Below are 23,999 nucleotides of genomic sequence, written 5' to 3' on the forward strand. Positions count from 1 at the left end.
AGATGAGCTGATGAGTGAGGATTCGCCCGCACTGTTCGGGGCCGATGAGTCCACGCGCCCCCTGGCCGACAGGCTGCGGCCGACGACTCTCGCCGAGGTGGTCGGCCAGGAGCATCTGCTCGCCCCGGAGAGCCCGATCGGACGGATGGTCTCCGAACACCGACTCGCCTCTATGGTGCTGTGGGGGCCTCCCGGGTGCGGGAAGACGACGATCGCCCGCCTCCTCGCCGAAGGAACCGATCTCGTCTTCGAGCCGCTGTCGGCCACCTTCTCCGGAGTCGCCGATCTGCGGAAGGTGTTCCTCGCCGCGCAGAAGCGGCGCGAAGTCGGACAGGGCACGCTGCTGTTCGTCGACGAGATCCACCGATTCAACCGCGCCCAGCAGGATTCCTTCCTCCCGTATGTCGAAGACGGGACGATCGTGCTCGTCGGGGCGACGACCGAGAACCCGAGCTTCGAGCTCAACGGCGCACTGCTCTCCCGCTGCCAGGTGTTCGTGCTCAAGAGGCTCGATGAGACCGCCCTGACGACGGTCGTCGAACGAGCCGAAGAGGCGATCGGCAACGCACTGCCGCTGGATGCGCAGGCGCGGCAGTCCCTCCTCGCCATGGCCGACGGAGATGGACGCTATCTGCTCAACCTCATCGAGATGCTGTCGACCGTGCACGAGCCCCTCGATCCGGCGGGCCTGGCTCAGCTCGTGCAGCAGCGCGCCCCGCAGTACGACAAGTCCCAAGAGGGGCATTACAACCTCATCTCCGCCCTGCACAAGTCGATGCGCGGTTCCGACCCCGACGCGGCCCTGTACTGGTTGGCGCGGATGCTCGACGGGGGAGAGGACCCGCTCTTCATCGCCCGGCGCCTCGTCCGCTTCGCCAACGAGGACATCGCCATCGCCGACCCGCAGGCCGTCCACCAGGCACTGGCCGCATGGGACGTCTATGAACGACTCGGCTCACCCGAAGGGGAACTCGCGATCGCCCAATGCGTCGTCTACCTGGCCACCGCACCGAAGTCCATCGCCGTCTATCGCGGGATGAACCGGGCGATGCGCGCGGCCAAGCAGTCCGGCTCGCTCATGCCCCCGGCTCACATCCTCAACGCTCCGACGAAGCTGATGAAGGACTTGGGATACGGGGAGGGGTACGAATACGACCCGCACACCGAGGCGGGCTTCTCCGGCCAGAACTACTTCCCCGACGACATGCCGCGACAGACGTTCTACGAACCGACCGACAGCGGCGAGGAACGGCTCATCGCCGAACGGATGCGCCGCTGGGCCCGACTGCGCCACGACTCCGCAGGTGATGGTCCCGACTAACACCGGCTTGGCACTCATCGAATTCGGCGCACATGTTCACTCCTCACTGACGTTTCGTTGCAGGGAGACTGAGCCACCTATGTGTCTCTATGCATTGAACCGGCGCGGTGCGTCCGACAGGGTTGTGATGGGCCATTTCCAGCCCCTTCTGTGCCGAACGCAGCAGGCGCGGCTGTGCCCATCACAGTGAGGACGGTCTTTCAGGCTGCCGGCCCACACCTACAGGAAAGTGAGAACAGATGAATCGTGTACGCACACTTGCGGTGACCGCACTCTCCGCTGCCGTCATCGCTGGAGGCGTCTCCCTGTCGACGGCGACCTCGGCTGCCGCCGACCCGACCGGAGGCATCGACGACCCCGACGAGCTGACCTCCGAACAGATCGACAATGCGCGCACGATCATCGGCGTCGGAAAGGGCGCGGACCTGTCGAAGGACGCGCAGACGATCGCCGTGATGACGGCACTGCAGGAATCGAGCCTGCAGAACCTCGACGGTGGAGACAGGGACTCCGCCGGAGCGTTCCAACAGCGGCCCTCCATGGACTGGGGATCGACCGATGAGGTCACCGACCCGGTCTACTCCTCGAAGGCCTTCTACGGAATCAACCCTGAAAGCCCCAATCCGGGTCTCACCGAGATCGACGGCTGGGAGAGCAAGGATCCGGGTGCCGCCGCGCAGGACGTGCAGGCCTCGGCCTACCCCGACGCCTACGCGAAATGGGAACCGCTGGCCGAACAGCTCGTCGACGAGAACCAAGACGTCGACGACATCGAGTGAGGCCCGCACCCGGCCCGTGTCCGGACCCGGCACGCATCCGGGCCACTCCCGGACCCGGCCTCAGGCCAGCGCGCCGGCGGCGAGGCGCCGGACCACCTCGGTGAGGTGATGCAGTCCGGAGACGAGGTCCTCGTCCTTGGTGAACTCGGACAGACTGTGTGAGATCCCGTCGACGCTGGGGATGAAGAGCATGACTGTCGGCACTGCATCCTTCATGTTCGTCGAGTCATGCCCGGCCACCGTCATCACCCGCGCCGAGGTGAGTCCCAGGTCATCCGCGACCGTGCGGGCCAGCTCGACCCCGTCCTCGGAGTACGGGTTCTGATCCCAACTGTGCTCGGCGACGATCTCGATATCGACCCGATCCTCCTCGCACACCGTGGCGATCGTGGCCATGAGGGACTCATGAGCGGCGGCGATCACCTCGGCGCTGGGAGAGCGCAGGTCGAGCAGCAGGCGAACCTCGCTGGCGACGACGACCGGGGAATTCGGATAGACGGTGAGCTGACCGCACGCGGTGTGCAGGGCTCCGGGCTCGAATTCCTCGGTGAGCTCACGGGCGGTCACGACGAGACGCGCCGCTCCGAGCAGAGCATCCTGACGGTCGTCCATGAGCGTCGACCCGCTGTGGGCCTGTGCACCGGTGACGACGAATTCGTACTTGTGCGCCGCCCACGTGGCACCCACCAGCCCGATCGTCACCCCGTCCTCCTCCATGCTGCGGCCCTGCTGAACGTGGATCTCCGCATAGGAGGCGATCTCGGGGAGGGTGAAGTCCCCTCGCTCGCCGAGGGCATCGAGCGCCTCGGCGACGGTGATTCCCTGCGCATCGGTTGTCGCCAGGGCGGACTCGAGTTCGGCCTTGCCGGTGAAGACATTGCTGCCCATCATCGAGGGCTTGAACCGCGATCCCTCTTCGTTGAACCAGTTGACGACGGCAAGATTGAACCTCGCCTTCGAGGGGTCCGCGCGCAGTTCATCGGCGACGGCGAAGCAGGCATGCGCCGAGGCCATCACCCCGTAGGCACCGTCGAAGCGACCGGCCGTGGGTTGGGAATCCATATGCGAACCCGTGAGCACATAGGGGGCACCGGGCACGAGTTCGAGCAGCCCGAACTGGTTGCCGATCGCATCCCGATGCACGCTGAAGCCGTGCTCGACCAGCAGCTCTTCGAACCATTTCCGCTGCTGCCCATCGGCCGCGCTGGCCGCCTGCCGGTCGACACCGTTCGTGCCCTCCACCGCGCCGAAGCGTGAGTGGACGGCCCAGTCGGCGAGGAATTCGGCCTCACGATCCGCGCTGATCAGAGAGGGTGTGACGGTCATGATGGGTCCTTTCGAGATGGTTCGGCCACGGGTGGGCCCCGCGGAGTCGCGGTAAGGATGCGGAAGAGGGCTGCGGTGTCGGCAGGGTCGGTGTCAGGAGGTCTCGTCGGCCGCCGGCGGCATCGTCGCCGGATCGATGAGCACGTGGATGAGCGCGGGGCCCTCCGCTGCCAGGGCTCGGTCGAGCGCGGGCCCGAAATCTTCGGTCGTCTCGACGCGTTCGCCATGCCCGGTCAGCCCGGACACCGAAGCATCAGCCCCCGGCGAGGCGGCCCCGGAGCTGCTCATATCGAACGCCGTCATCCACTCTGCGAAGTTCGGGTTGACCATCCGTGTGCCCGAGGGCCTGCCTGGATAGTGGTTCTCCTGGTGGGAGACGATCGTTCCGTACACGCCGTTGTCGACGACGATGATGAGCGGTCGGGCCCCATGAGCGAAGGCCGTGGCGATCTCTTGGCCATTCATGAGGAAATCCCCATCGCCGCAGATCGCGACCGCGCGCCGGTCCGGGAATGCCAGGGACGCGGCGACCGCGCCGGGCACGGCGCTTCCCATCGCCCCGTTGCGGGCACCGACGAGACTGGCCGGCCGATTGTGACGGATGAACCGGTGTCCCCAGATCGTCGCATTTCCCGCCCCGTAGGTGAGCATCGCCTCCCCGCCGAGGCGGTCGTCGAGGATTCCGAACGCCACCCCGAGATCGACCCCGGAAACCGGCGCTGCGTCGGCGCGGTGAGCGGCGAACCGGGACTGCACCTCCGTGCGGTCCCGCATCCACTCATCCGAACGTTCGCCGCGTGCACCGGCGGCATCGAAGCCGGTCAGCGCCTCGGTGAAGGACTGCGGTGAGGCGAGGATCTGCTGGTCGATACGTCCGGCATGCTGGGTGGCCTCCGGGTCGAGGGACACGAGCACGGTTTCGGCATCGAACCCGATCGTGTACCCGTCGCTGGCCACATCTGAGCGGGTGCAGCCGACGAAGACGAGCAGGTCGGCCTCGGCGAAACCGGCGGCCACCGCATCGGCGCGACCATAGCCGAGCCACCCGGCCCACGCCGGGCAGCTGTGCGGCAGCGCATCGTAGGCCCGCCAGTCGCAGAAGATCGGAATCCCCGCCGAGGCGGCGAACGCCGCAAGGTCGGCACCGCAGCCCGAGTGCCAACCGTCTCCGCCGAGGACGAAGGCGGGACGCTTCGCTGCGGCGAGACGGGCCCTCAGCGATTCGATCTCAGCGGTCGCCGGTGTCGGTGGGGCCGCCTCGGCGAGGGTCGGGGCGGTCGATTCGGTGAGGCGGACGAGGACGTCTTCGGGCAGGCCGACGACGACGGGTCCGGGCCGGCCGGCCGCGGCGATGCGCAGGGCATCGGCGGTGAGTTCGCCGGCGCGGTGCTCGTCGTCGATGGTGATGACACGTTTGGCCGTCGAGGAGAACCACTCGGGCAGACTGAACTCCTGGAAGGACTCGCGGGCTCGGTCGGTGAGCGGGACGAGGCCGACGAAGAGGACGAGTGCGGTCGCATCCTGCCATGCGGTGTGGATGGCGATCATCGCGTTCGCCGCCCCGGGCCCGCGGGTGACCATGGCGATTCCGGGGCGGCCTGTCAGTCGGGCCTCGGTGAGGGCCATGAACCCGGCCCCGCCCTCCTGACGGCACACGATGGTCTCGACCGAGGAATCGTAGAGGCCGTCGAGGACGTCGAGGTAGGACTCGCCGGGGACCGCATAGACGCGTTCGATCCCCGCGTTCTCCAAGGTGTCGACGATGAGGTGGCCGGCCGAGTGCGACATGGTATTCGTCCTTTCGAGGGGTGGTACCTGACCCCGGCGGGCAGGGGTGCGGTTGAGCGGGTCCGGAGACGGGCTCAGTGTTTGAAGCCCGGCAGGTCGACGCTCAGCTTCGGGGCGATGATCCCGGCGAAGGCGGTGAACAGCGACAGGAAGGCGAGCATCGCGGCGGCCGGCCACCAGTGATCTCCCGCCGAGGCGACGAAGCCGGTGGCCAGCAGCGGAATGAATCCGGAGAGCATACCGGCGGCGTTCTGCGACATTCCCACGCCTGTATAGCGGGTGTTGGCCGGGAACAGGCCGGTCATCACGGTCCCCGAGGCGGCGTAGGGCAGCGACAGGGTGCCCACCGCCAGGGTCATGGCCAGGATGATGAGCACCGGCTGACCGGTCACGAACAGCAGGAACGCTGGGACCGAGACCAGCGCCGAGGCGACTCCGCCCCAGAGGACGACCTTGCTGGCACCGTACTTCGCCCCCAATGCTCCGCCCCAGATGAGGACGAAGATCTCGACGAAGGCCGCGACCATGCTGCCCAGCAGCAGGAGCGAATCGTCATAGCCGAGGATGTTGACGCCGTACCAGACGCAGAACGCGGTGACGAGGTAGAAGCCGCCGACGCCGAGGAGGGCTGCGGCCATACCGACGATGACCTGCTTCCAGCTGTCACGCAGAGTCGTGCTGATTGGGCTCTTCTCGACCTCGCCGGACTCCTCGAGCTGACGGAAGACCGGCGACTCCTCGAGTCGAGAACGGAGGTAGACGGCGACGATGAGCAGGGGCAGGGCGATGAGGAAGGGGATCCTCCAGCCGAAGGAATTGAAGTTGTCCTGCGAGAAGACGAGCGTCATGATGAAGAAGCCGCCGGAGGACAGGATGGTGCCGATCGGGGAACCGATCTGCGGGATCGCCGCGTAGCGGGCGCGCAGGTGCAGGGGTGCGTTCTCGACGACGAGCGTCATCGCGCCCGACCATTCGCCGCCGACGAAGAGGCCCTGGAGGATGCGCAGGAGCACGAGCAGGGCGGGGGCGGCGAAGCCGATGGCGGCGTAGGTCGGCAGCAGGCCGATGAGACCGGTGACGACGCCGATGCCGATGATCGTGATGAGCAGGACCCGGCGGCGACCGAGCTTGTCGCCCATCCGGCCGAAGACCAACCCGCCGATGGGGCGGGCTGCGAGTCCGACGCCGAAGGTGGCGAAGGACGCGAGAGCGGCGGCGGTGGCGTTCTCGTTCGTGAAGTACTGGACATTGAAGATCAGGGCAGCCGCGGCGCTGAAGAGGAAGAAGTCGTACCACTCGAGGGCGGTGCCGATCAGCGCCCCGGCGGCGACCTTGTTCGCATCCTTGATGCTCAGCTCAGTGGTGGCGTTGAACTCGGCGGCCGCCGTGGTGTTCTGCTCGCTCATGGTTCTCTCCGTTGAGTCCGGGGGATGCGGCCCGGTTCGGCCGCATCTGTGTGCGGGTGAGGCACCGGGCGCCGCGTGCGCATGCAGGAGGAGTGCCCCGGCATACGCTGCGTTGGCCCGGCAGGTACCGACCTTACAGAGTGCCACATGCCGTGCTCCAGGCGCATTTGCCGCCGAATATCGGTCACAACTTGTGCATATGCACATATGCTTGAGGGGTGGTGAATGAGCAGGAGGGAAATGTCGACGACCGGCAGCTGCGGGACCGGCCGGCGCCCGGGGACGAGCAGCGATGGCTCGAACTTCTCGACGCGCTCGACCTCGATGAGTTGACCGAGAGGTTCATGTCCCGCGTTGTCACCGTCTCCGGATACGACCCCGCGCCGATCCCCGTCTCCGAGCTGCGCCGGACCGGACGGCTCTCCTTCAGCACCTTGATCGAGGGACTGCGGGCCGGCGGCTTCGATGGACCGGTGGCGATCTCGACGGAGGTCGGCGTCTCGCGAGCCCGGGCGGGCATTCCCCTGGAGGCGCTGATGACCGCGATCCGCCACGACTTCAATGTGCTCTGGGAGGTGCTCACCCGGGTGGCGAGTCAGGACGATGCGGAGCTCGTCATCCGCCACACGGGCATCGTGCTCAGCACCGTCGACGAATACGTCTCCCAGGTCCAGCAGGCCTACACGGCGGAGCTGGCGCGGATGCGCGCCGAAGAGTATTCGGTGCAGACGGGACTGATCGCCAGCCTCTTCGACGACCCCGACCCGACCGCTGAGCGCCTATCGACGATTGCGACCGGTCTCGGCCTCGACGCGGACTCACCGCTGTTGGTCATCGCCGCGGCCGGGGAGGATCTGCGAGCGCTGCGCGTGCTCATCTCCGATTACGCCCGCGCGGGCGGGACCATGTTCACGCACCACCTCGGCGAGGTGCTCATTGCGTTCACCCGCGATTCGGAATCTCGCGGTCGCCCCGGCGAGGCGTTCGAACGCCGGGTTGCTGAGGCGCGGGTGGGATACGTGCGGGCCGCGGGTATCGGGGCCCTGCGGAGGTCGGCACTGACGGCTCGCGATCTTGCCGAAGTCATCGCCCCTGATGAGACCTCGGCGATGACATGGCGACGCGGGTGGGCGCGCCTGGCAGCCCGGTCGCTCAACGCTGCCGGCAACCCGATCCTCGGCGATGTCGATTCGGCGCTCGCCGACTGCGGCCGGGTCGAACGCGAACGCCTCATCGAAGCGGTGCGGGCCTATCTGGCCTCGGGAAGCATCGGCGCCAGTGCGACCGAACTGTTCTGCCACCGCAACACCGTGGCCAATCGTCTGCGCCGTTTCGCCGAACTCACCGGAGTCGACCCGACGGTCCCCGCCGAGGCGGCCCGCCTCGTCGTCGGTTGGGCGTGAGGACAGCCGGCCATCACCGATGACGGACTCAACGAGGTGGGAAAGTGCGCTGAGGAATGCATCAGGGTGCCTTCCGAAGGCAGTGCACGGGCTCTGCCCTACATCAGCCCCTCATAGCTCTGCCCGTGTGGACCGGTCAGTGCCGTGGCCCTGCCGTCGACGGCAAGGACAAAGCGACCGTCCGGCTGGACGCCCAGGTCGCTGACCTGCGCGAGAACGTCAGGCAGCACCCCACCGCCCTCATTGCTGATCCACACGATGTCCTCGCGCTCGCGCATGAGGGCGGCGAACCGCTCGCGTACGGCGGGCTCGACATAGGCGAGCACGGCGCTGTGGAACACGACGGTCTGCGTGTTCGCAGGAGCCTCGGCCGCCAGCGATTCGACGGTGTCGAGCAGATCCCCGGGGACCAGCCTCGGCGGATCCGCCGCGACGAGTTCCGCGGCGGCACTCAGCCGAGCGCGTCGTCCGTCGTGCTCGGGCCAGATCAGCGACTGCAGCCATTTCTGCTGGTCAGTATCGGCGATGTCGATCGGATTGAGGTCGATCCCGGCGCGCCAGGCGACTTCGGGGACACGCGTCGGGGGCGCGGCATGTCTGAGCTCGCAGTCCAAGGTGACGTTGCTCGGACCGGTGACTGGGTCGCACCGGGTGATGCCTGACTCGCTGCGATACGTGTAGCTGTACCGATCGGGATACAGGCACAGCCCGGCCGAGGCGCCGACCTCGATGAGCGACAGCGGGCCGGAGAGCTGAGCCAGGGCCGGTAGGAGCACAGCGCAGCGACCCGCCTCGTTCGTCTGAGTCGAACGCGCAAGCATGAGTTCGCGGGTTGGTCTCCAGTTCTTCAGCAGCCATTCCCTCAGGCTCGAATAGTCACCATTTCCGGCGCCGAGGTGGCGGGCCGCCGCGAAGAGCAGGTTCGCCTGACGTTTCGGTGTAGGAAGCTCGAGGAGCCGAGCGATGATGACCTTATCCTCGGCCACGCCCCGAGCCCACTGAGTGTAGATCGGAGAGCTCTCAGCGGCCTCCAGGAGAGCGAACTTCCTGTAGTACTCACGCAGGCTCGCGGCATCGAGTTCGGTCATCGGCTGCATGGTGTCCCCCTTGTCGCTCTGCTCCAATCGTAGTAGTCCGCAGTCGTCCCGGTATTCGGCACTTCCGCCGCGAACGCTAGGCGAGGCGGGCGAGCTGTCGTAATGTGTTGCCGTAGTGCGCAGAGAGCCGTCATCGCGGCGAATCCCGAGCCACCACCGTGGCCGGACCAGATCGAAGGAGATCCTATGTCATCCGAGGTGAGCCCGTCCGCAGCCGGACAGTCACCGTCCGGCACCGTGTTGGAGAAGCGGACCATGCGCAAGGTCCTCATCCGGCTCATTCCGTTCATCATCGCGATGTACTTCATCAACTACCTCGACCGCACGAACCTCGGCATCGCCGGCCCCGGCGGAATGAATGAGGACCTCGCGATGAACGCCACCCAGTACGGGTTCGCCGCGGGCGTGTTCTTCTTCGGCTACCTCATCCTCGAGGTGCCCTCGAACCTCGCGCTGCACAGATTCGGGGCGCGCATCTGGCTCGCCCGCATCCTCATCAGCTGGGGGATCATCGCAGCCGCAATGGCGTTCGTGCCGAACCACGGGTGGCTCTATGTGCTGCGGTTCCTCCTCGGAATCGCCGAGGCGGGATTCTTCCCCGGTGTCATCCTCTACCTCACCTACTGGTTCCCGACCACGATGCGTGCCCGGGCGACTGCGCTGTTCATGCTCGCGATCCCCCTGTCCAGCGTCGTCGGATCGCCGCTGTCGTCCTGGCTGATCTCGAGCGGCAATGCCATGTTCGACAGCTTCGCCGGTTGGCGCTTCATGTTCATCATCGAAGGCGTCCCGGCGGTGCTGTTGGGCATCATGTGCATCGTCTACCTCACCGACCGTCCCCGCGATGCCAAATGGCTGACTGTCGAAGAGCGCAACTGGCTGCAGGCGACCATGGACGCCGAGGAGAAGGACAAAGAGCAGACCTTCCACTACCCGGTCCGCCGCTCCCTCCTCCAACCGCGTGTGTGGGCCCTGTCCTTCGTCTACTTCGGCATGGTCTACGGCCTCTATGCGATGAGCTTCTTCCTGCCGACGATCATCTCGGGGTTCCAGGCGACCTTCGGCGTCGAATACTCGATCGTCGAGATCGGCTTCATCACCGCCATCCCCTATATCTTCGGTGCACTGGCCATGTACTTCTGGTCCCGCCACGGCGACCGCAGCGGCGAACGGGTCTGGCACGTGGCCCTCCCGCTCTTCATCGGCGGTGTGACGATCCCGATCGCGCTCTACCTGTCCTCACCGTTCACCACGATGATCGCAGTGACGATCACGTGCATGGCGATCTGTGCGGCCCTGCCGACGTTCTGGCCGCTGCCGCAGACCTTCCTCGCTGGTGCCGGAGCCGCCGCCGGTCTTGCGCTCATCAACTCACTGGGCAACTCGGCCGGATTCTTCGCCCCCTACATCACGGGCTGGCTCGCCGACCTCACCGGGACCCAGAACGCGGGGATGTGGGTCGTCGGCGCCGCGATGGTCGCCGCCGGCATTGTGACCCTCATCCTCAAGGCGGCACCGGCGCCCGATAGCCTGGAGGCGAAGCTCAAGTAGAAGGCTGCACGACCGTCGACACCCATCGCCGAGGCGGACGACCGCGACGTTGCGACGCCGACCTTCGCTGCCGCCACCGATGAACCGAGGAGCACGCATGTCGACCCTTCCGACCGCAGCCGCGAACCCGACCACCGACTTCCCCACTCTTGATCCGGCCGTGCTCGCTGACCTCGCCGCCCGTCTGAGCCCGGGCGCACTGACGACCGACCCCGACGTCATCGATGCCCACTCCAGTGACGAAGCCCTGTTCTGTCCACGCGAGGGTGCGATCGCCCTGGTCAGGGCCGCCTCGGCGGGGGATGTCCAGGAAGTCATGCGCTTCGCCGGCGAACATCGGGTCCCCGTCGTCCCGCAGGGCGCACGGTCCGGAATCTCCGGCGGAGCGAACGCCTCACCCGGGGCGATTCTGCTCAACGTATCGAAGATGAAGGACGTCGTGGCCGTCAACGAGGCCGAACGACTCGTCACCGTCCAACCCGGCATCATCAACCAGGACCTCAAGGACCATCTGGCGCCGTACGGACTGTCCTACCCGCCGGATCCCGGATCGGTCGCGCTGTCGTCGATCGGTGGGAACATCGCCACGAACGCAGGCGGCCTGTGCTGCGTGAAATACGGTGTGACCAGGGATTACGTCCGGTCGCTCAAGGTCGTTCTCGCCGACGGGAGCATCACGACGCTCGGCCCGCAGACGGCGAAGGGCGTGGCCGGACTCGATATGCGCCACCTCTTCATCGGCTCCGAAGGCACCTTGGGCATCGTCGTCGAGGCGACCCTGCGCCTGGTGCCCGCCCTGCCCGATCCGTTCACCGCGATTGCGACATTCCCCGACGAACGCAGCGGACTGCAGACCGTCGCCGACTTCATGGCCGGAGGAGGGGCGCCGAGTCTGTTCGAGTTCCTCGACGGGGCAAGCCTGCGCATGCTCAACGACTACGGCGACTTCGGTCTCGACGGCGATGCCGGGGCGATGCTCATCATGCAGGTCGACGACAACCCGACGGATGCGGAAGCCGCGATGTCGACCTTCACCGAGGTGGCTCAGCGCTGCGGTGCCCTCGACGTCGCGTACTCCGACGACCCGACGGACTCCGCGGCCCTCATCACCGCCAGGCGAATGATCCAACCGGCCTACGAGAAGTTCGCGAACGCCCACGGCGGCGGGCAGCTGCTCGACGATGTGTGCCTGCCGCGCACGGCCGTTCCCGAATTCTGCGACCGGCTGGCCGAGCTGCGGGCATCCTCCGGACTCGAGATCGCGCTCGTCGCCCATGCCGGTGACGGCAATATGCACCCGTCGGTGTTCTTCGACTCTGCGGATGCGGCCGAGACGGCGAAGGCCGAAGAGGTGTTCGAAGAGATCATGCGCGTCGGCCTCGAGCTCGGTGGAACGATCACCGGAGAGCACGGGGTCGGCTTCCTCAAACGCGCGTGGCTGCCGAACGAGCTCGACGAAGGATCACGACGGATCCAGCTGGCCGTGAAGTACGCCCTCGACCCGCAGGGCATCCTCAACCCCGGAAAGATGCTCGCCGAGATCTGAAGGCGCTGTCTGCTGAGGGGCCGAGTGCTCAGCCCTCGGCCTTGCCCTGCCGCCAGTAGCCCATAAAGGCGATCTGCTTGCGGTCGACCCCGACCTCCTGGACGAGGTAGCGGCGCAGACGCTTGACCGGCCCGGCCTCTCCGGCGATCCAGGCATAGAAGGGACGGGTGTCCTTCTCCGTCGCACTCGAACTGTCCTGGGCCGCCTCGGTGAGGGCCGCGGGAACATCCCAGAGGATCTCCTCGTCGATGTTGACATCGTCGAGTTCCCGCACCTGACCATGCGGCCCGCCGGCCGACCCTGCCGATCCGGCCCCCACTTCGGCGGGGATCCGGGTCTCCGAACGCACCGCCTCACGGACGGCGGGTTCGAGCAGCTGTCCGAAATCGGCGTTGCCGCGCGGCAGCCATTCGATCTCGAAGCCGGCGGGAGCAGTCATGTCGATGATGTCCTCGGCTCTCGGGACCTCGAGCACGGCCTTGCCTTGGGCCTGACTGTCCTTGAGCGAATCGAGGATCGAGGCGATCGCGGGCACGGCGGTCTCGTCGCCGGCGAGCAGGATCTGGTGGGCATCGCCGGGGGCGAACTCGATCCCGGCGCACGGGGTCTCCGAGGTACGGGAGGGGCCGATGATGTGGAGACTGTGCCCCACCTCGGCAGATTCGGCCCACTGAGCCGCCGGGCCCGAATGACCGTGCTCATCGGTGTGGAGGACCATGTCGATGACGAGCCTGCGGTCGGCATCGTTCCAGTCCCGCACCGTGTAGGTGCGCATCGCGCCGCGAACCTCGGGATCGACCTGCAGCCAGGCCCGGTACCAGGAGACACCGGCAGCTTCCTGCTCGGTGAGGAACGCGGGCAGGTCGAACTGCGGTGTGGCCGCTCCGGCCGGAGGGATGACGAGTTTGATCCGCAGGTCACGAGGGTGCGTGTTCGGACCGAATTCCTCGAGTCCCGCACCCCCGAATGTCACCCGACGGAAAGACGGGCTGAGGTCTTCGACGGCGACGACCTCTGCTTCGAAAGCACCGATGGGGGCTCGTGACACTGATTCTCCTTCGCATCCCACGACCACAGGGTCTTGGGTGCGTCCCCGCGGGGACGCGTTCCGTTCGTGTGTGCAGCTGTCGAGGACGTGCGAACATCCACAACACTGCTCTATTCTAATTCAGTAAGGCTAGCCTTTCCAAATAGTGTTACGGTGGTCCCGGCGTCGCCTCAGGCCTCATCAGCGAGGTCGGCTGAGCAGCGCGCTGACCAGCACTTCCACCGTTCCACCTCGTCCAACGTCCCCGCGGGGACGTGCCCGATCCGTCCTCTCCGGGACGCTCACCGAAAGGCTCTCGATGCGTCGTCGTCAGCTTCTTGCCCTCTCCGTCCTCGCCCCGTTCGCCCTCGTCGCCTGCGACGGTTCGACGACCGACGACGCGCCGTCTGCGGTCTCCGGAGGCGGCGGCACGGAACAGAACTTCCGCTACTCGCCGGAGGGCTATGACGGGCTGACGATCGAACTCGACCGTCCGGCCAAGCGCATCGCCGCGGACTTCTACTCCGCGGCCGGTCTGGCACAGTACGGGATCACCCCGGTCGCGGTCTTCGGATTCGGGCAGAACGAATCACCGGGGAAGGCCTTCGACTCCACCGGGGTCGAGGTCGTCGGCACCGAGATGGAACTCGATATCGAAGCCCTTGCGCTGACCGAGCCGGACATCCTCGTCGCCTACGGCAATGACGAGGGCGACGGTTGGACCTGGTGGGACGACAAGGTCAAAGACCAGGTCAACGACCTCGTCGACTTCGTTCCCGTCAAGCTGAGCGAGCAGAGTCCGGATGCGATGTTCGCCCAATACGCCGCGATCGCAGAGGCCCTGGGCAAAGACACGGATTCCGGTGCCGTCGCCGAGGACCGCAAGGCCTTCGAAAAGGCGCGCAAACGCATCCGCACCGTCGCCGAGGACAATGATTCGCTGACCGTGCTGCTCGCGAACTTCAGCGCCGAGATCAACTACGCCTCAACCTCGTTGGGGATCGCGCAGATGCTCAGCGAGGACGGACTCACCCTCGTCGGGCCCGAATCCCCGGCCGACAGCGCCTGGGCTGAAGTGTCCTGGGAGAAGATCTCCGACTACCCGGCCGACGTCCTCCTCGTCCACGACGCGTCGGCCGACTACGAGGACAATCCCGTCTACCGACGGCTGCCTGCCGTCAAGGCCGGACAGCTGGGCACCTGGGACGACAAACGCGCCTACACCTATGACGGCTACGCGACCTGGCTGAACGAACTCGCCGACGTGCTCGAGGGGGCGAAGAAGATCGTCTGATCCTTGCCCGAAAGTCCGGCTACGATCGGGGCATGACTGAACTTCCCACCGATCTTCGCGACGACGACGTCATCCGATCCTTGGCATCAGCCCAGGCGACCACATGGATCCGGCGAACCCCCGCCGAGGCGGCCCTGCCCGATCTCGCCGACGTCATGGATTCCGCGGCGGCCCGGTTCGACCGCTTCGCCCCTTGGTTCGCCGAGACCTTCCCGGAAACGGCAACGGTCCCCGTCGAACTCGCATCGGCATTCCCCGAGGCCCGCGGCGGACTGATCGAATCGCCGCTCGTGCGGGCCGCCTCGGCGCAGGAGCGACTCGACGCGCTCTTCGGAACCGAACTCTCCGGTCAGCTGTGGCTCAAGCGTGATGACTCTCTGCCGGTGAGCGGGTCGATCAAGGCGCGTGGCGGTTTCCACGAGGTGCTCGAATTCGCCGAGGCGGTCGCCGCCGACCACGGCCTCGACGCTCATGATCCCGCCACCTACTCGAGCCCGCAGTTCCGGGAGATCGCCGCAGACCACCGGATCGTCGTCGGCTCGACGGGCAACCTCGGACTGTCGATCGGAATCCTCAGCGCACGGCTGGGATTCGCCGCCTCCGTGCACATGTCCGCCGACGCCCGCGCATGGAAGAAGACGATGCTGCGCGACCACGGAGTCGACGTCATCGAACACGCCGGTGACTTCGTCGAAGCCGTGGAGGCCGGACGCGCCTCGGCGGAAGCCGCCGCGAACACCCACTTCGTCGACGACGAGGACTCGGTGAGCCTCTTCGCCGGGTACTCGGTGGCCGCACTGCGGATCAGACGCCAGTTCGACGCCGCCGGGATGACCATCGATGAGCAGAATCCGCTCACCGTCTACCTGCCGTGCGGAATCGGCGGAGGGCCCGGGGGAGTGACGTTCGGGCTTAAGCGCGTCTTCGGAGCTGCGGTGCGCTGTGTCTTCGTCGAACCGAGCCAGGCACCGGCGATGTTCCTCGGTGTGCGCACCGGTCGGCACAGCGACATCGCCGTTCAGGACATCGGACTCTCCGGAGCCACCGCCGCCGACGGACTGGCCGTCGCCCGGCCCTCACGATTCATCGGACCGACGATCGGGCCGCTGATCTCCGGTTTCGCCGCGGTCCCCGACGAGGTCATCCGGGCCGGAGTCGGTGTGCTCCACGAGACCGAAGACATCGACGTCGAACCCTCGGCAACTGCCGGACTGACCATTCCGTGGCGGATGGGTGATGCGGCGGCTGAGTCTCCGGCGGGCGTCCACCTGGTGTGGCTCACCGGCGGGGCGATGGTTCCCGAGGGAGAGCGGGCTGCCTACGTCGAAGAAGGGCGAGGGCTGGTGGAGAGGATCGGCGACACCTCGGCGATATTCGTCGACTGAGGTTCGTCGGTCACCAGTCCCAGGGGTCGTCGGTGACGGTGATGACGACCTTGTCGTCGACGATCTCAGCCGTGCCGGTGAGGTCGAAGGTCACGGTGTCGTCGAAGGGTTCGGACTCGTCGAACATGTCGTAGCTGCCGGTCACAAGTGCCTCACCGGAGGTGTCCGAGGAGATCAGCCACGCAGGTCCGCCGTTCGGACCGGTCGCATCCGCGGGATCCGAATACTGGTCGGCGCCCATGGAGTCATCGGCGACGGTCACCGTCGGATATGACGAGATCGACCATTTGAGGCCGGTGGCATCGTAGCTCTCCGCCAGCGAGGAGCCGAACGGGCACCCGTCAGGCTGCGCGACGGTCTTCTTCGCGCAGCTGTCGATGAGGGTCTTGACCTGCTTGTCGACCTCACTGCGGAACGCGTCCGAGGGGTGGGCGGCGAGCATCGGTGTCTCCTCACCCTCCATGTCCGCGTCATCACCGAGGAACGCTCGCACCTCGACCTCGTCGGCAGTGATGAGGTCGGACTTCTCAGCCACATCGATCGTGTAGAGACCGGGGAAGGCCGGCAGGGACAGCGTCGACCCGTCGCTGTCGACGTCGATTCCGTTGACCTTGACCTTCTTGAGGCCCGGAGTGTCGACGGTGAGGGTGAGCAGATCCGGGCTCTTGAGCGCCCAGTCGTCGAAGAACAGAGCCTTCTTCCCGGCCCGGTGCAAGGTCAGGGTGCTGTGGCCCTTGGACCCTCCGACGTCATAGGTGACCGCGACCGTCGCCGTGTCGCCTGAGATCTCGGCATCGTCGACGGTGACATCGTCGGGCAGCGCCTTGGATCCGCCGAGCACGTCGTTCGTCAGCAGGGTCCGTGACTCCTGTGGAACATCGACGTCGGCGACCTTGAGAGCCCCTTCGGCGTCGCCGTCGGAGAGTTCCGCGAAGTACTTCTCCACTGTCGCTTCAGGACCGAACATGTGCCCATTGACCTGGGTGACGACGATGAGCGCGGCGACGAGGAGGAGGACGGCCCCTCCGGCCACGACCGATACGAGAGTCGTCTTCTTCTTGTCGAAGGGTCTGGCCGGACCTGCAGGCGGCTGTGCGGCGTACATTCCCTGCGGCACCGGGTGCGACTGCTGCCTGGCCGAACCCTGTGGCGCCGAATAGGCCTGCTGGCCGACCGAACCCTGCGGGTAGGCGTAAGGCTGCTGGTCTGACGGTCTCGGATGCTGCTGCGGGCCGACCGGGGCGGAGAACTGCTGCGGACCCTGCAGGTGGCCCTGCGAGCCGAACGCTTCAGGCGATGCGGGCTGATCCTGATATCCGCCGGGCGCCTGTTGCCCGACTTCGCCGGGTCCGGGGGCGACCGGCGGCGGCGTCGGAGCGGTTGTCTGAGCCAGGTCGGGATGGACGAAGGCGAAACGCGGTTCGCTCATGCCCAGGTGCGGTCCCCAGTGCGGATGCACGGTCCGTCCGGCGGCGATCCGGGCCAGGGCCGGGAAGGTGAGAGCGAGTCGTGGACCGAGGGTGCGGGAGAGCACCTCGATGATCCCACCCCAGACGGCGAAGATGAGGAACGTCCAGGCCAGGGGGCCGATTCCGGCACGGGCAGCACCGGAACCGCCGAAGTACATGGCCGCCTCGGCGGATCCGGACATCGACAGGTGCGCAGGAATCGCCAGCAGCGACAGCAGACCCCACACGAGGCAGAACGCCACCGGCAGCTTCCAGGCACTCGACCACTGCTGCTTGTCCTGCTCGACGACGGTCCAGGCCGGACGTCGGGTGACGGTGGCGACGACCGTCGCGATCAGCACCGCGACCGCAACTACGAGCAGTCCCAGCCACAGCAGGCCGGGAGCGTCGCGGCTGAACAGGGTGAGGCTTTCGCTGAAGGTGTCCGAGTAGACGCCGAAGTCACCTTGGGCGGTGGCGCTGATTCCGCCGAGGTGGGTCAGCGAGGTGAGGAAGAGACCCATGTTGATGAATGTCAGCGGTACCAGCTGGCCCGGCATCTCGACGGACAGCGGCAGGACGAAGAGCGCGACGATCGAGAACACGGCGGTGCAGAGGGCAAGGTGGACCCAGGTCACCAGCAGCGGTGGGACCGCCCAGCGCAGAAACGGTGCGCCGATCGCCTCGGTGCCTTTGAAATGTCCGGCGATCCGGCCGGCGATGCTCGTGATGAGGATGACGAGCAGGGGCAGGAAGAACGACCGGACGGTAACCGCCGAGTAGGAGAAGGTGAGCGCACCGTCTTCTTCGAACGAGGAGAAGCGCGCGGCGAAGATGACCTGGAGGAGGAAGAGCACGAGCGTCATCGCCAGGGTCGAGACCCCGATGCGGATCCACGTGGACACCCGGTTGGGTGCAGGGGAGCGGCGTTCGCTGATCTTCGTCATCGACCACAGCAGGCCGACAATGATGATCGTCACGACCAAGGGCGCCCCGGTCGTGAAGATGCTCAGCTGGGCGTTGAAGCTGTCAGGAGCATTGATATCGAGACGCAGCGCCGCCGAACCGAACAGGGACAGTGCCATGAGGACGAAGGGCAGAGCGTAGCTGAGGCTGTCGAGGTTGAAGCCGGTCTCCTCGGTCAGAGCGCTGAATTCTGACATCGACGTGAGGATGACGGTGAGGATGATGGAGACGATGATGCCGCCGAGGAGGGCGATCCCCGGCGGGATCAGGGCCGTTCTCCACGTGGAACCCTTCGCCAGCGCCGAGGCGAACTTCGACTTCGGGACATGTGCTGGGTAGCCAGGCGGTGCGGGATACGGCACGGGACCGGATTGGTAGGGTCCTTGCTGATAGGGCCCCTGCTGATAGGGGTCTTGCCGATAGGGATCGTGCTGATAGCGACCCGAGCCTTGAGGGTGGGCACCCTGCTGGTGGGGAGCGGACCCTTGAGCCTGCGGCCCACCGGCGTGCGGAGGGGCACCGGGGGCTGGAGGGTACGGTCCGGCTGCTTGCTGATAGGGGTCGACTGTCTGCGGGGAGGCGGGCATCCCGTCTTTCGGCGGCGCCCAGCGAGCAGTCTCTTCGGTGGAATCGGGCCGATCGTCGGCCGTGGGCTCGGGCCCGGGTTCGGGCTCGGGCCCTGGCTCGGGACTCTCCTGGTCCTCGATATCCCGATCCTTCGGATCCTCGGCGGCGGTCGGTGTCGTCTCGTCGGATTCCTCGTCCATACCCAGTCCTCAAGTGCAGTTGCTCGACAGCTCCGCGATGTAGTTCAAACCGAAACAATCAACTGATCAGGTCAAGCATGTGTAGTTCACAACTTATATTAGGCTGTTAATGCAAGAGAAGTTCTCTATCGGGACTTTTTCTGAAATACGGCGTGATCGATCTGGAGTTGCGGATGAGTACGAACCCTCCCGGGCGCGGGGATGAGAACGAATGGGACGTCAACGACCAGTCCGACAGTCAGTGGACGTCGCAGCCCCGTCCCCAGGGGAACACCGGCTGGGGTGCGCCTCCGCAAGGGCAGCCACCCTATCCGCCGCACCCGCCGGCCCAACCCCCTCACCAGCAGAGCGGTCCGGCCCACCCGCAGGCCGGGCCGCAGCATCCGCACGGTCAACAGGCCTACTCGCAGAATCAGTACCCCTATCCGCAGGGACCGGGCCCTTATCAGCAGCCGGCGGCAGCACCGAAGAAGCGCGGGCCAATGATCGCCCTCTTCGCCGTGATCGTCATCGTCCTCGGCGTGGGCATCGGCTGGGGTGCTGCGACGCTGTTCCCACGCGATTCCGATGAACAGTCCACCGTCGCCGCAAGTGAGGAATCGACGGCCGACGAGACCGGCAGTGACGGTTCGGCCAGCGCTGAACCAGAACCCACCGAGGAAGAGACGCAGCTGCCCGACGACCCGAAGAAGGCACTCAAGCAGCTCGCCGATGCGGACGGCAAGGAGGCCACAGACGACCTCAACGGCAAATGGGTGCCCCAGCTGAGCTCGAAGAAGGTCGGGCTCAAAGCCGAAGGCAGAACCTGGGACGAACAGGCGATCCTCGACGAGCATCAAGAGCTGCGTGAGGAGTTTCCTCGCGTCAAACTCGTCTGGAGCGGTGACTTCACAAGCTTCAAGGAAGGCAATTTCTGGGTCACGGTCGTCGGAATCGGCTACAACGACCCTGATGATGCCCTGTCCTGGTGCTCCTCGCACGGACTCGGTCCCGACAGCTGCTACGCCAAGCAGCTGAACACCTCAGGCGGCCACGAAGGCACGACTCGTCTGCAGGACTGACGGTCCACCACTCCCCGAGGCGGCTCAGCCGCGGATTCGCCGCCGGTTATTCACCGCGAACACCGCAATGCCGATGAGCAGCCAGATTCCTCCGATGAGGAGCGCCAGAGGATTCGCGCTCACGAGCACGGCGATGAGCAGTCCGGCACCGATGATCGGAACAACACCGTGTTTGAATCGATCCGGTGCCTCGCTGCCCTGTTTCCTGATGAGGAAGAAGCCGACCACCGAGGCCTGAAGGAGCACGAACGCGCTCAGCGCTCCGACGTTGACGATCGAGGTGAGCTGGTCGAGGCCATCGGCACGGGTCGCCGCCCACCCGGCCACGATGACATTTCCGCCCGCAGCCACGAGGATGCCCTTCCATGGCACACCGGTCCTCGGGGCCACCTCGGCGAGGAATTTCGGGACCTGCCGAGCCCGGCCCATGTCCATGAGGATGCGGGAACCGGCCGCCTGACCGATCATCGCGGAGAACGCCGCGCCGACGGCCTTGGCCAAGGCGAGCAGCCAGTGCAGCCACGGACCGACCGTCGCATCAACCGCGTTGTAGTACGCGGCGCCTTCCAGCGAGGGATCGGCCTGCAGATCCGCCGGTGACAGCGGTGACAGGAGACTGCCCACCCAGGTCTGGGCAACGAAGAGGACTCCCGCCAGGATCAGGCAGATGAGAGTGGCACGTCCGACGATGCGAGGTCCGCCCTTCGCCTCCTCGGAGAAGGTCGCGAGCGAATCGAAGCCGAGATAGGACAGCACCGCCACGGACACGGCCGCGAGCACCGCCGTCATCGAGAAGGCGTCGACCCCGGTCAACGGGGTCAGCCACCCGCGGGTCGGACCATGCGAGACCAGATAGGCGATGCCGAGGACGAGGACCAGCGCGAGGACGGCCACCTCGGCGAGGACGACCCCGGTGATCACGCGCGAGGCGATCTTCACCCCGGCGAGGTTGAGGCCGGTGGTGAGGACGACGGCCACAGCCACGAACACCCAGACGGGCAATGCCGGGAAGATCGAGTTCAGCGCGATTCCGGTGAACAGGTAGGCGACCGAGGGGATGAAGAGATAGTCGAGGAGGATCATCCACCCGGCGATGAAGCCGGCCGGCTTCCCGATGCCCGCCGAGGCGTAGGCGAAGACCGTGCCCGCGCGCGGGACCTCCCGTGACATGCGCATATAGCTGACCGCGGTGAAGGTCATGACGATCGTGGCGACGATGTAGACGAGCGCGACAGCACCTCCTGAGCGGGCGTCGAGGGTGCCGAAGACCCCGACGGCGGCCGCCGGTCCGATGAAGACGAGACCGAAGAAGACGAGTTCGCTCAGTCCGATCGTCCGCCGCAGCTGCCCAGTTTCCATGATTCTCCTCGTATCCGATGCGCCTGGTCAGTATGTCATTTCGCCCGCTGGACCACGTCGGCGGACACCGACTCGAGGGTGGCCAGTGCCGCGGCGATGATCGGCTGCGTGCCAGAGCCGGATCGGATGCCGGTGAGGATCTTTCGCGAGGGGACGGGGTCACCGCGCAGCGGGACCCGCACGACGTCGAATCCGTCGGGCAGCCTGGCCAGGCGCGGGATGAGTGCGACGCCGAGCCCCGCCGAGACCAGGGCCGCGCCGGTCTCCCACTCCCGCGATTGATGGGCGTGATCCGGCTGGAAGCCCGCCGCCGCGCAGGCCGTGCGCACCAAGCGGTGATACGGCGAGCCGGGGCGGTCGAGGATCCACGACTCTTCGGCGGCCTCACTCAGCGGCACCGCTGCTCGGCTCGCCAGGCGATGTCCCGAGGGGACGAGGAGATCGAGCCGATCGCTGAACAGAGCGGACTGTTCGAAGCGAGAGTCACCGCGGGGCGGCAGCGGGTCGGTGGCCACGACGACGGCGACATCGGCATGATCGGCAACGAGCAGATCGAAGCACTCCTGGGGTTCAGCTTCGCTGATCGTCACCTCGGCGCCGGGGAAACGTTCCAGCACCGCCAGGGCGGTCGGCGGCAGCAGGGTCGCCGCGGCAGTGGAGAACCCGCACAGACGCAGCCGCCTGCTCCGCGTGTCGAGCCCGGAATCGAGACCGTCGAGTTCGCCGCGGATCTCCTCCCACCGGGTGAAGAGCTCCTGCGAACGCTCGAGCAGAACCTGGCCGGCGCGGGTGAGGACGAGGCCCCTGCCGCGAGGTTCGACGACGCGTACGCCGAGATCTTTCGACAGGGACTTCAGCTGGTGGGACACGGCCGAGGGCGTGTACCCGAGACGGTGCGCCGCCTCGGTGAGGGTGCCGACTTCGGCGAGGACCCGAAGGACGTGGAGACGTGGATCGATCATGCAATAGTATTGCACGTTTCGGATGAAGAAGATTCGCTTTTCTTCAGCAAACCTCTAGCGGACACTGGGGGCAAGGAGCACAGACTCCGGGGCTGCGGCCGGCGAAGGGGCCGGCAGGAGAAGCGGCCGAGACGATCACGACGAGGTGGTGGACGAATTGACTCTGGCCCCAGAGCAGAAGAGAACCGATTCCGGAGTGAGCGGCCGGGGCATGGCCGCTGGATCGGGCGGGCACGGCAGGACCGACATCGACCGACTCATCGACGAACGCGTACCCGGCTACTCCTTGGCGGCGCCGTTCTACATCAGCCCGGAGTTCTTCGCACGCGACCTCGAGGCGATCTTCGCTTCGACCTGGATCTTCGTCGCCTCGACCGCCGAAGTGCCCGAAGCCGGTGACTACCTCACGATCGACATCGGCACCTACTCGGTCATCGTCATCCGCGATGACGATGAGGAGATCCGCGCCCACCACAATGTCTGCCGTCACCGGGGCACTCGGCTGCTGGGCGACCTGTCCGGTTCGGTGGGCAACATCGTGTGCGGCTACCACCAGTGGACCTACACCCCGGCAGGCGAGCTCATCTCCGCGGGCGTCCAGGCTCCTGGTTTCGATCGGACGTGCTTCTCGCTGCGCTCGGTGAACGTCCGCGTCATCGGCGGGCTGATCTTCATCTGCCTCAGCCCCACCCCTCCCGATGACATCGACGAGGTGGCCAATGTCATCGAACCCTATCTGGCAGGGCATGACATCGCCGGGACGAAGGTGGCCGCGCAGAGCGACCTCATCGAGGACTCGAACTGGAAGCTGGTCATGGAGAACAACCGCGAGTGCTACCACTGCGAAGCCGGTCACCCGGAGCTGACCTGCACATTCTTTCCCACCTACGGCTACGAACCCGAGGAGATTCCCAAGCGTCTGCAGCCGGCCTACCAGCGCTACCTCGATGCCGAGGAGCAGCTGCGTGCCAACTGCGATCGCAATGGCCTGCCCTATGCTCTCGTCGAGCAACTGAGCGGACGGCCGACGGGCTTCCGGATCGAACGGGCCGCTCTCGACGGGTTGGGCGAGTCGTACACGATGGACGGTTCGGCCGCCTCGGCGAAACTATTGGGTGACCTCGACACCTTCGTCCTCGGTCGGGCCTCGCTGCACGTGCAGCCGAACATGTGGTTCCACGCGATGGGCGACCATGTGGTGACGTTCAGCCTGCTGCCGCTGGCCGAGGACAAGACGCTGGTGCGCACGACCTGGCTCGTCCATGCCGATGCGGAAGAAGGCGTCGACTACGATCTCGACAACCTCACGAAGGTGTGGATCAAGACAAACGAACAGGACGCGACCTTCTGCGAACGCGGGCATCTGGGAATCTCGTCGCCGGCGTATGAACCCGGCCCGTACGCACCGACCGAATCGCAGGTGGATGACTTCGTCACCTGGTACATCGAACGACTCAAGGTGCATAAGGAGCTCAAGGCGCACAAGGAGAAGGGGGCGCAGCGATGAGGTACC

17 protein-coding genes are annotated in these 23,999 nt (G+C 66.3%); 9 read left to right on the forward strand and 8 right to left on the reverse strand.

The window, feature by feature from the left end; genetic code table 11:
- Window positions 1–10: 10 nt before the first annotated feature.
- Both ACQE2J_RS01130 and ACQE2J_RS01135 read left to right on the forward strand, forming a co-directional pair.
- Window positions 11–1,321 carry a replication-associated recombination protein A gene (locus ACQE2J_RS01130; RefSeq protein WP_135537754.1) on the forward strand — a complete coding sequence of 437 codons (1,311 nt, stop codon included), beginning with the start codon at window positions 11–13 and terminating at the stop codon, window positions 1,319–1,321.
- A gap of 239 nt (window positions 1,322–1,560) precedes the next feature.
- On the forward strand, window positions 1,561–2,100 hold the full coding sequence (locus tag ACQE2J_RS01135; RefSeq protein WP_135537755.1) for a hypothetical protein: 540 nt from the start codon (window positions 1,561–1,563) through the stop codon (window positions 2,098–2,100).
- A gap of 60 nt (window positions 2,101–2,160) precedes the next feature.
- Here ACQE2J_RS01135 and ACQE2J_RS01140 read toward each other — a convergent pair whose 3' ends face one another.
- From ACQE2J_RS01140 to ACQE2J_RS01150, 3 genes are all read right to left on the reverse strand, one after another.
- Window positions 2,161–3,426 (reverse strand): M20 family metallo-hydrolase, encoded by a 1,266-nt coding sequence (locus tag ACQE2J_RS01140; RefSeq protein ID WP_135537756.1) that lies wholly within the window; start codon window positions 3,424–3,426, stop codon window positions 2,161–2,163.
- Between the two features lie 93 nt (window positions 3,427–3,519).
- Entirely contained in the window at window positions 3,520–5,214 is a 1,695-nt protein-coding gene (locus ACQE2J_RS01145) for a thiamine pyrophosphate-dependent enzyme (protein ID WP_425120512.1), read from the reverse strand.
- A 74-nt stretch (window positions 5,215–5,288) separates the two neighbouring features.
- Complete coding sequence (locus ACQE2J_RS01150) at window positions 5,289–6,620, reverse strand: MFS transporter (protein WP_425120513.1); 1,332 nt, start codon at window positions 6,618–6,620, stop codon at window positions 5,289–5,291.
- 218 nt (window positions 6,621–6,838) lie between these two features.
- On the opposite strand from ACQE2J_RS01150, the gene ACQE2J_RS01155 reads away from it, so the two are divergent.
- Entirely contained in the window at window positions 6,839–8,023 is a 1,185-nt protein-coding gene (locus ACQE2J_RS01155) for a PucR family transcriptional regulator (RefSeq protein WP_426936916.1), read from the forward strand.
- A 98-nt stretch (window positions 8,024–8,121) separates the two neighbouring features.
- Here ACQE2J_RS01155 and ACQE2J_RS01160 read toward each other — a convergent pair whose 3' ends face one another.
- Entirely contained in the window at window positions 8,122–9,111 is a 990-nt protein-coding gene (locus ACQE2J_RS01160) for a DUF2332 domain-containing protein (protein ID WP_426936917.1), read from the reverse strand.
- Between the two features lie 195 nt (window positions 9,112–9,306).
- On the opposite strand from ACQE2J_RS01160, the gene ACQE2J_RS01165 reads away from it, so the two are divergent.
- Both ACQE2J_RS01165 and ACQE2J_RS01170 read left to right on the forward strand, forming a co-directional pair.
- A complete protein-coding gene (locus tag ACQE2J_RS01165; RefSeq protein WP_426936918.1) occupies window positions 9,307–10,671 on the forward strand; it encodes an MFS transporter in 1,365 nt (454 codons plus the stop codon).
- 97 nt (window positions 10,672–10,768) lie between these two features.
- Window positions 10,769–12,217, forward strand: a complete 1,449-nt coding sequence (locus tag ACQE2J_RS01170) for an FAD-binding oxidoreductase (RefSeq protein ID WP_426936919.1) — start codon at window positions 10,769–10,771, stop codon at window positions 12,215–12,217.
- Window positions 12,218–12,245: 28 nt separating this feature from the next.
- Here ACQE2J_RS01170 and ACQE2J_RS01175 read toward each other — a convergent pair whose 3' ends face one another.
- Window positions 12,246–13,265 (reverse strand): siderophore-interacting protein, encoded by a 1,020-nt coding sequence (locus tag ACQE2J_RS01175; RefSeq protein WP_426936920.1) that lies wholly within the window; start codon window positions 13,263–13,265, stop codon window positions 12,246–12,248.
- A gap of 298 nt (window positions 13,266–13,563) precedes the next feature.
- On the opposite strand from ACQE2J_RS01175, the gene ACQE2J_RS01180 reads away from it, so the two are divergent.
- Together ACQE2J_RS01180 and ACQE2J_RS01185 are read left to right on the forward strand one after the other, a co-directional pair.
- Complete coding sequence (locus ACQE2J_RS01180; protein ID WP_426936921.1) at window positions 13,564–14,538, forward strand: ABC transporter substrate-binding protein; 975 nt, start codon at window positions 13,564–13,566, stop codon at window positions 14,536–14,538.
- A gap of 32 nt (window positions 14,539–14,570) precedes the next feature.
- The gene (locus tag ACQE2J_RS01185; protein ID WP_426936922.1) at window positions 14,571–15,923 is read left to right on the forward strand and encodes a D-serine ammonia-lyase; all 1,353 of its coding nucleotides are present in this window, start codon (window positions 14,571–14,573) and stop codon (window positions 15,921–15,923) included.
- 10 nt (window positions 15,924–15,933) lie between these two features.
- Here the strand turns inward: ACQE2J_RS01185 and ACQE2J_RS01190 are convergent, their stop codons facing one another.
- Window positions 15,934–19,104, reverse strand: coding sequence for a hypothetical protein (locus ACQE2J_RS01190; RefSeq protein WP_426936923.1), 3,171 nt, complete (start codon window positions 19,102–19,104; stop codon window positions 15,934–15,936).
- 173 nt (window positions 19,105–19,277) lie between these two features.
- Between ACQE2J_RS01190 and ACQE2J_RS01195 the strand changes: the two genes are divergently transcribed.
- Entirely contained in the window at window positions 19,278–20,165 is an 888-nt protein-coding gene (locus ACQE2J_RS01195; RefSeq protein ID WP_425120519.1) for a hypothetical protein, read from the forward strand.
- A 24-nt stretch (window positions 20,166–20,189) separates the two neighbouring features.
- On the opposite strand, the gene ACQE2J_RS01200 is transcribed toward ACQE2J_RS01195, so the two are convergent.
- Together ACQE2J_RS01200 and ACQE2J_RS01205 are read right to left on the reverse strand one after the other, a co-directional pair.
- Window positions 20,190–21,524, reverse strand: coding sequence for an APC family permease (locus tag ACQE2J_RS01200; RefSeq protein WP_425120520.1), 1,335 nt, complete (start codon window positions 21,522–21,524; stop codon window positions 20,190–20,192).
- A gap of 35 nt (window positions 21,525–21,559) precedes the next feature.
- A complete protein-coding gene (locus tag ACQE2J_RS01205; protein ID WP_425120521.1) occupies window positions 21,560–22,486 on the reverse strand; it encodes a LysR family transcriptional regulator in 927 nt (308 codons plus the stop codon).
- 148 nt (window positions 22,487–22,634) lie between these two features.
- Between ACQE2J_RS01205 and ACQE2J_RS01210 the strand changes: the two genes are divergently transcribed.
- A complete protein-coding gene (locus ACQE2J_RS01210; protein ID WP_426936924.1) occupies window positions 22,635–23,993 on the forward strand; it encodes an aromatic ring-hydroxylating oxygenase subunit alpha in 1,359 nt (452 codons plus the stop codon).
- Window positions 23,994–23,999: the final 6 nt, after the last annotated feature.

It is taken from the genome of Brevibacterium sp. LE-L (genome assembly GCF_050214925.1).
Taxonomy (GTDB): Bacteria; Actinomycetota; Actinomycetes; order Actinomycetales; family Brevibacteriaceae; genus Brevibacterium.

Bases quoted from the DNA above. Each gene is read 5' to 3' on its own strand.
- ACQE2J_RS01130 (WP_135537754.1), top strand. From the start codon at position 11: ATGAGTGAGGATTCGCCCGCACTGTTCGGGGCCGATGAGTCCACGCGC.
- ACQE2J_RS01135 (WP_135537755.1), top strand. From the start codon at position 1,561: ATGAATCGTGTACGCACACTTGCGGTGACCGCACTCTCCGCTGCCGTC.
- ACQE2J_RS01140 (WP_135537756.1), bottom strand. From the start codon at position 3,426: ATGACCGTCACACCCTCTCTGATCAGCGCGGATCGTGAGGCCGAATTC.
- ACQE2J_RS01145 (WP_425120512.1), bottom strand. From the start codon at position 5,214: ATGTCGCACTCGGCCGGCCACCTCATCGTCGACACCTTGGAGAACGCG.
- ACQE2J_RS01150 (WP_425120513.1), bottom strand. From the start codon at position 6,620: ATGAGCGAGCAGAACACCACGGCGGCCGCCGAGTTCAACGCCACCACT.
- ACQE2J_RS01160 (WP_426936917.1), bottom strand. From the start codon at position 9,111: ATGACCGAACTCGATGCCGCGAGCCTGCGTGAGTACTACAGGAAGTTC.
- ACQE2J_RS01165 (WP_426936918.1), top strand. From the start codon at position 9,307: ATGTCATCCGAGGTGAGCCCGTCCGCAGCCGGACAGTCACCGTCCGGC.
- ACQE2J_RS01170 (WP_426936919.1), top strand. From the start codon at position 10,769: ATGTCGACCCTTCCGACCGCAGCCGCGAACCCGACCACCGACTTCCCC.
- ACQE2J_RS01180 (WP_426936921.1), top strand. From the start codon at position 13,564: ATGCGTCGTCGTCAGCTTCTTGCCCTCTCCGTCCTCGCCCCGTTCGCC.
- ACQE2J_RS01185 (WP_426936922.1), top strand. From the start codon at position 14,571: ATGACTGAACTTCCCACCGATCTTCGCGACGACGACGTCATCCGATCC.
- ACQE2J_RS01190 (WP_426936923.1), bottom strand. From the start codon at position 19,104: ATGGACGAGGAATCCGACGAGACGACACCGACCGCCGCCGAGGATCCG.
- ACQE2J_RS01195 (WP_425120519.1), top strand. From the start codon at position 19,278: ATGAGTACGAACCCTCCCGGGCGCGGGGATGAGAACGAATGGGACGTC.
- ACQE2J_RS01200 (WP_425120520.1), bottom strand. From the start codon at position 21,524: ATGGAAACTGGGCAGCTGCGGCGGACGATCGGACTGAGCGAACTCGTC.
- ACQE2J_RS01205 (WP_425120521.1), bottom strand. From the start codon at position 22,486: ATGATCGATCCACGTCTCCACGTCCTTCGGGTCCTCGCCGAAGTCGGC.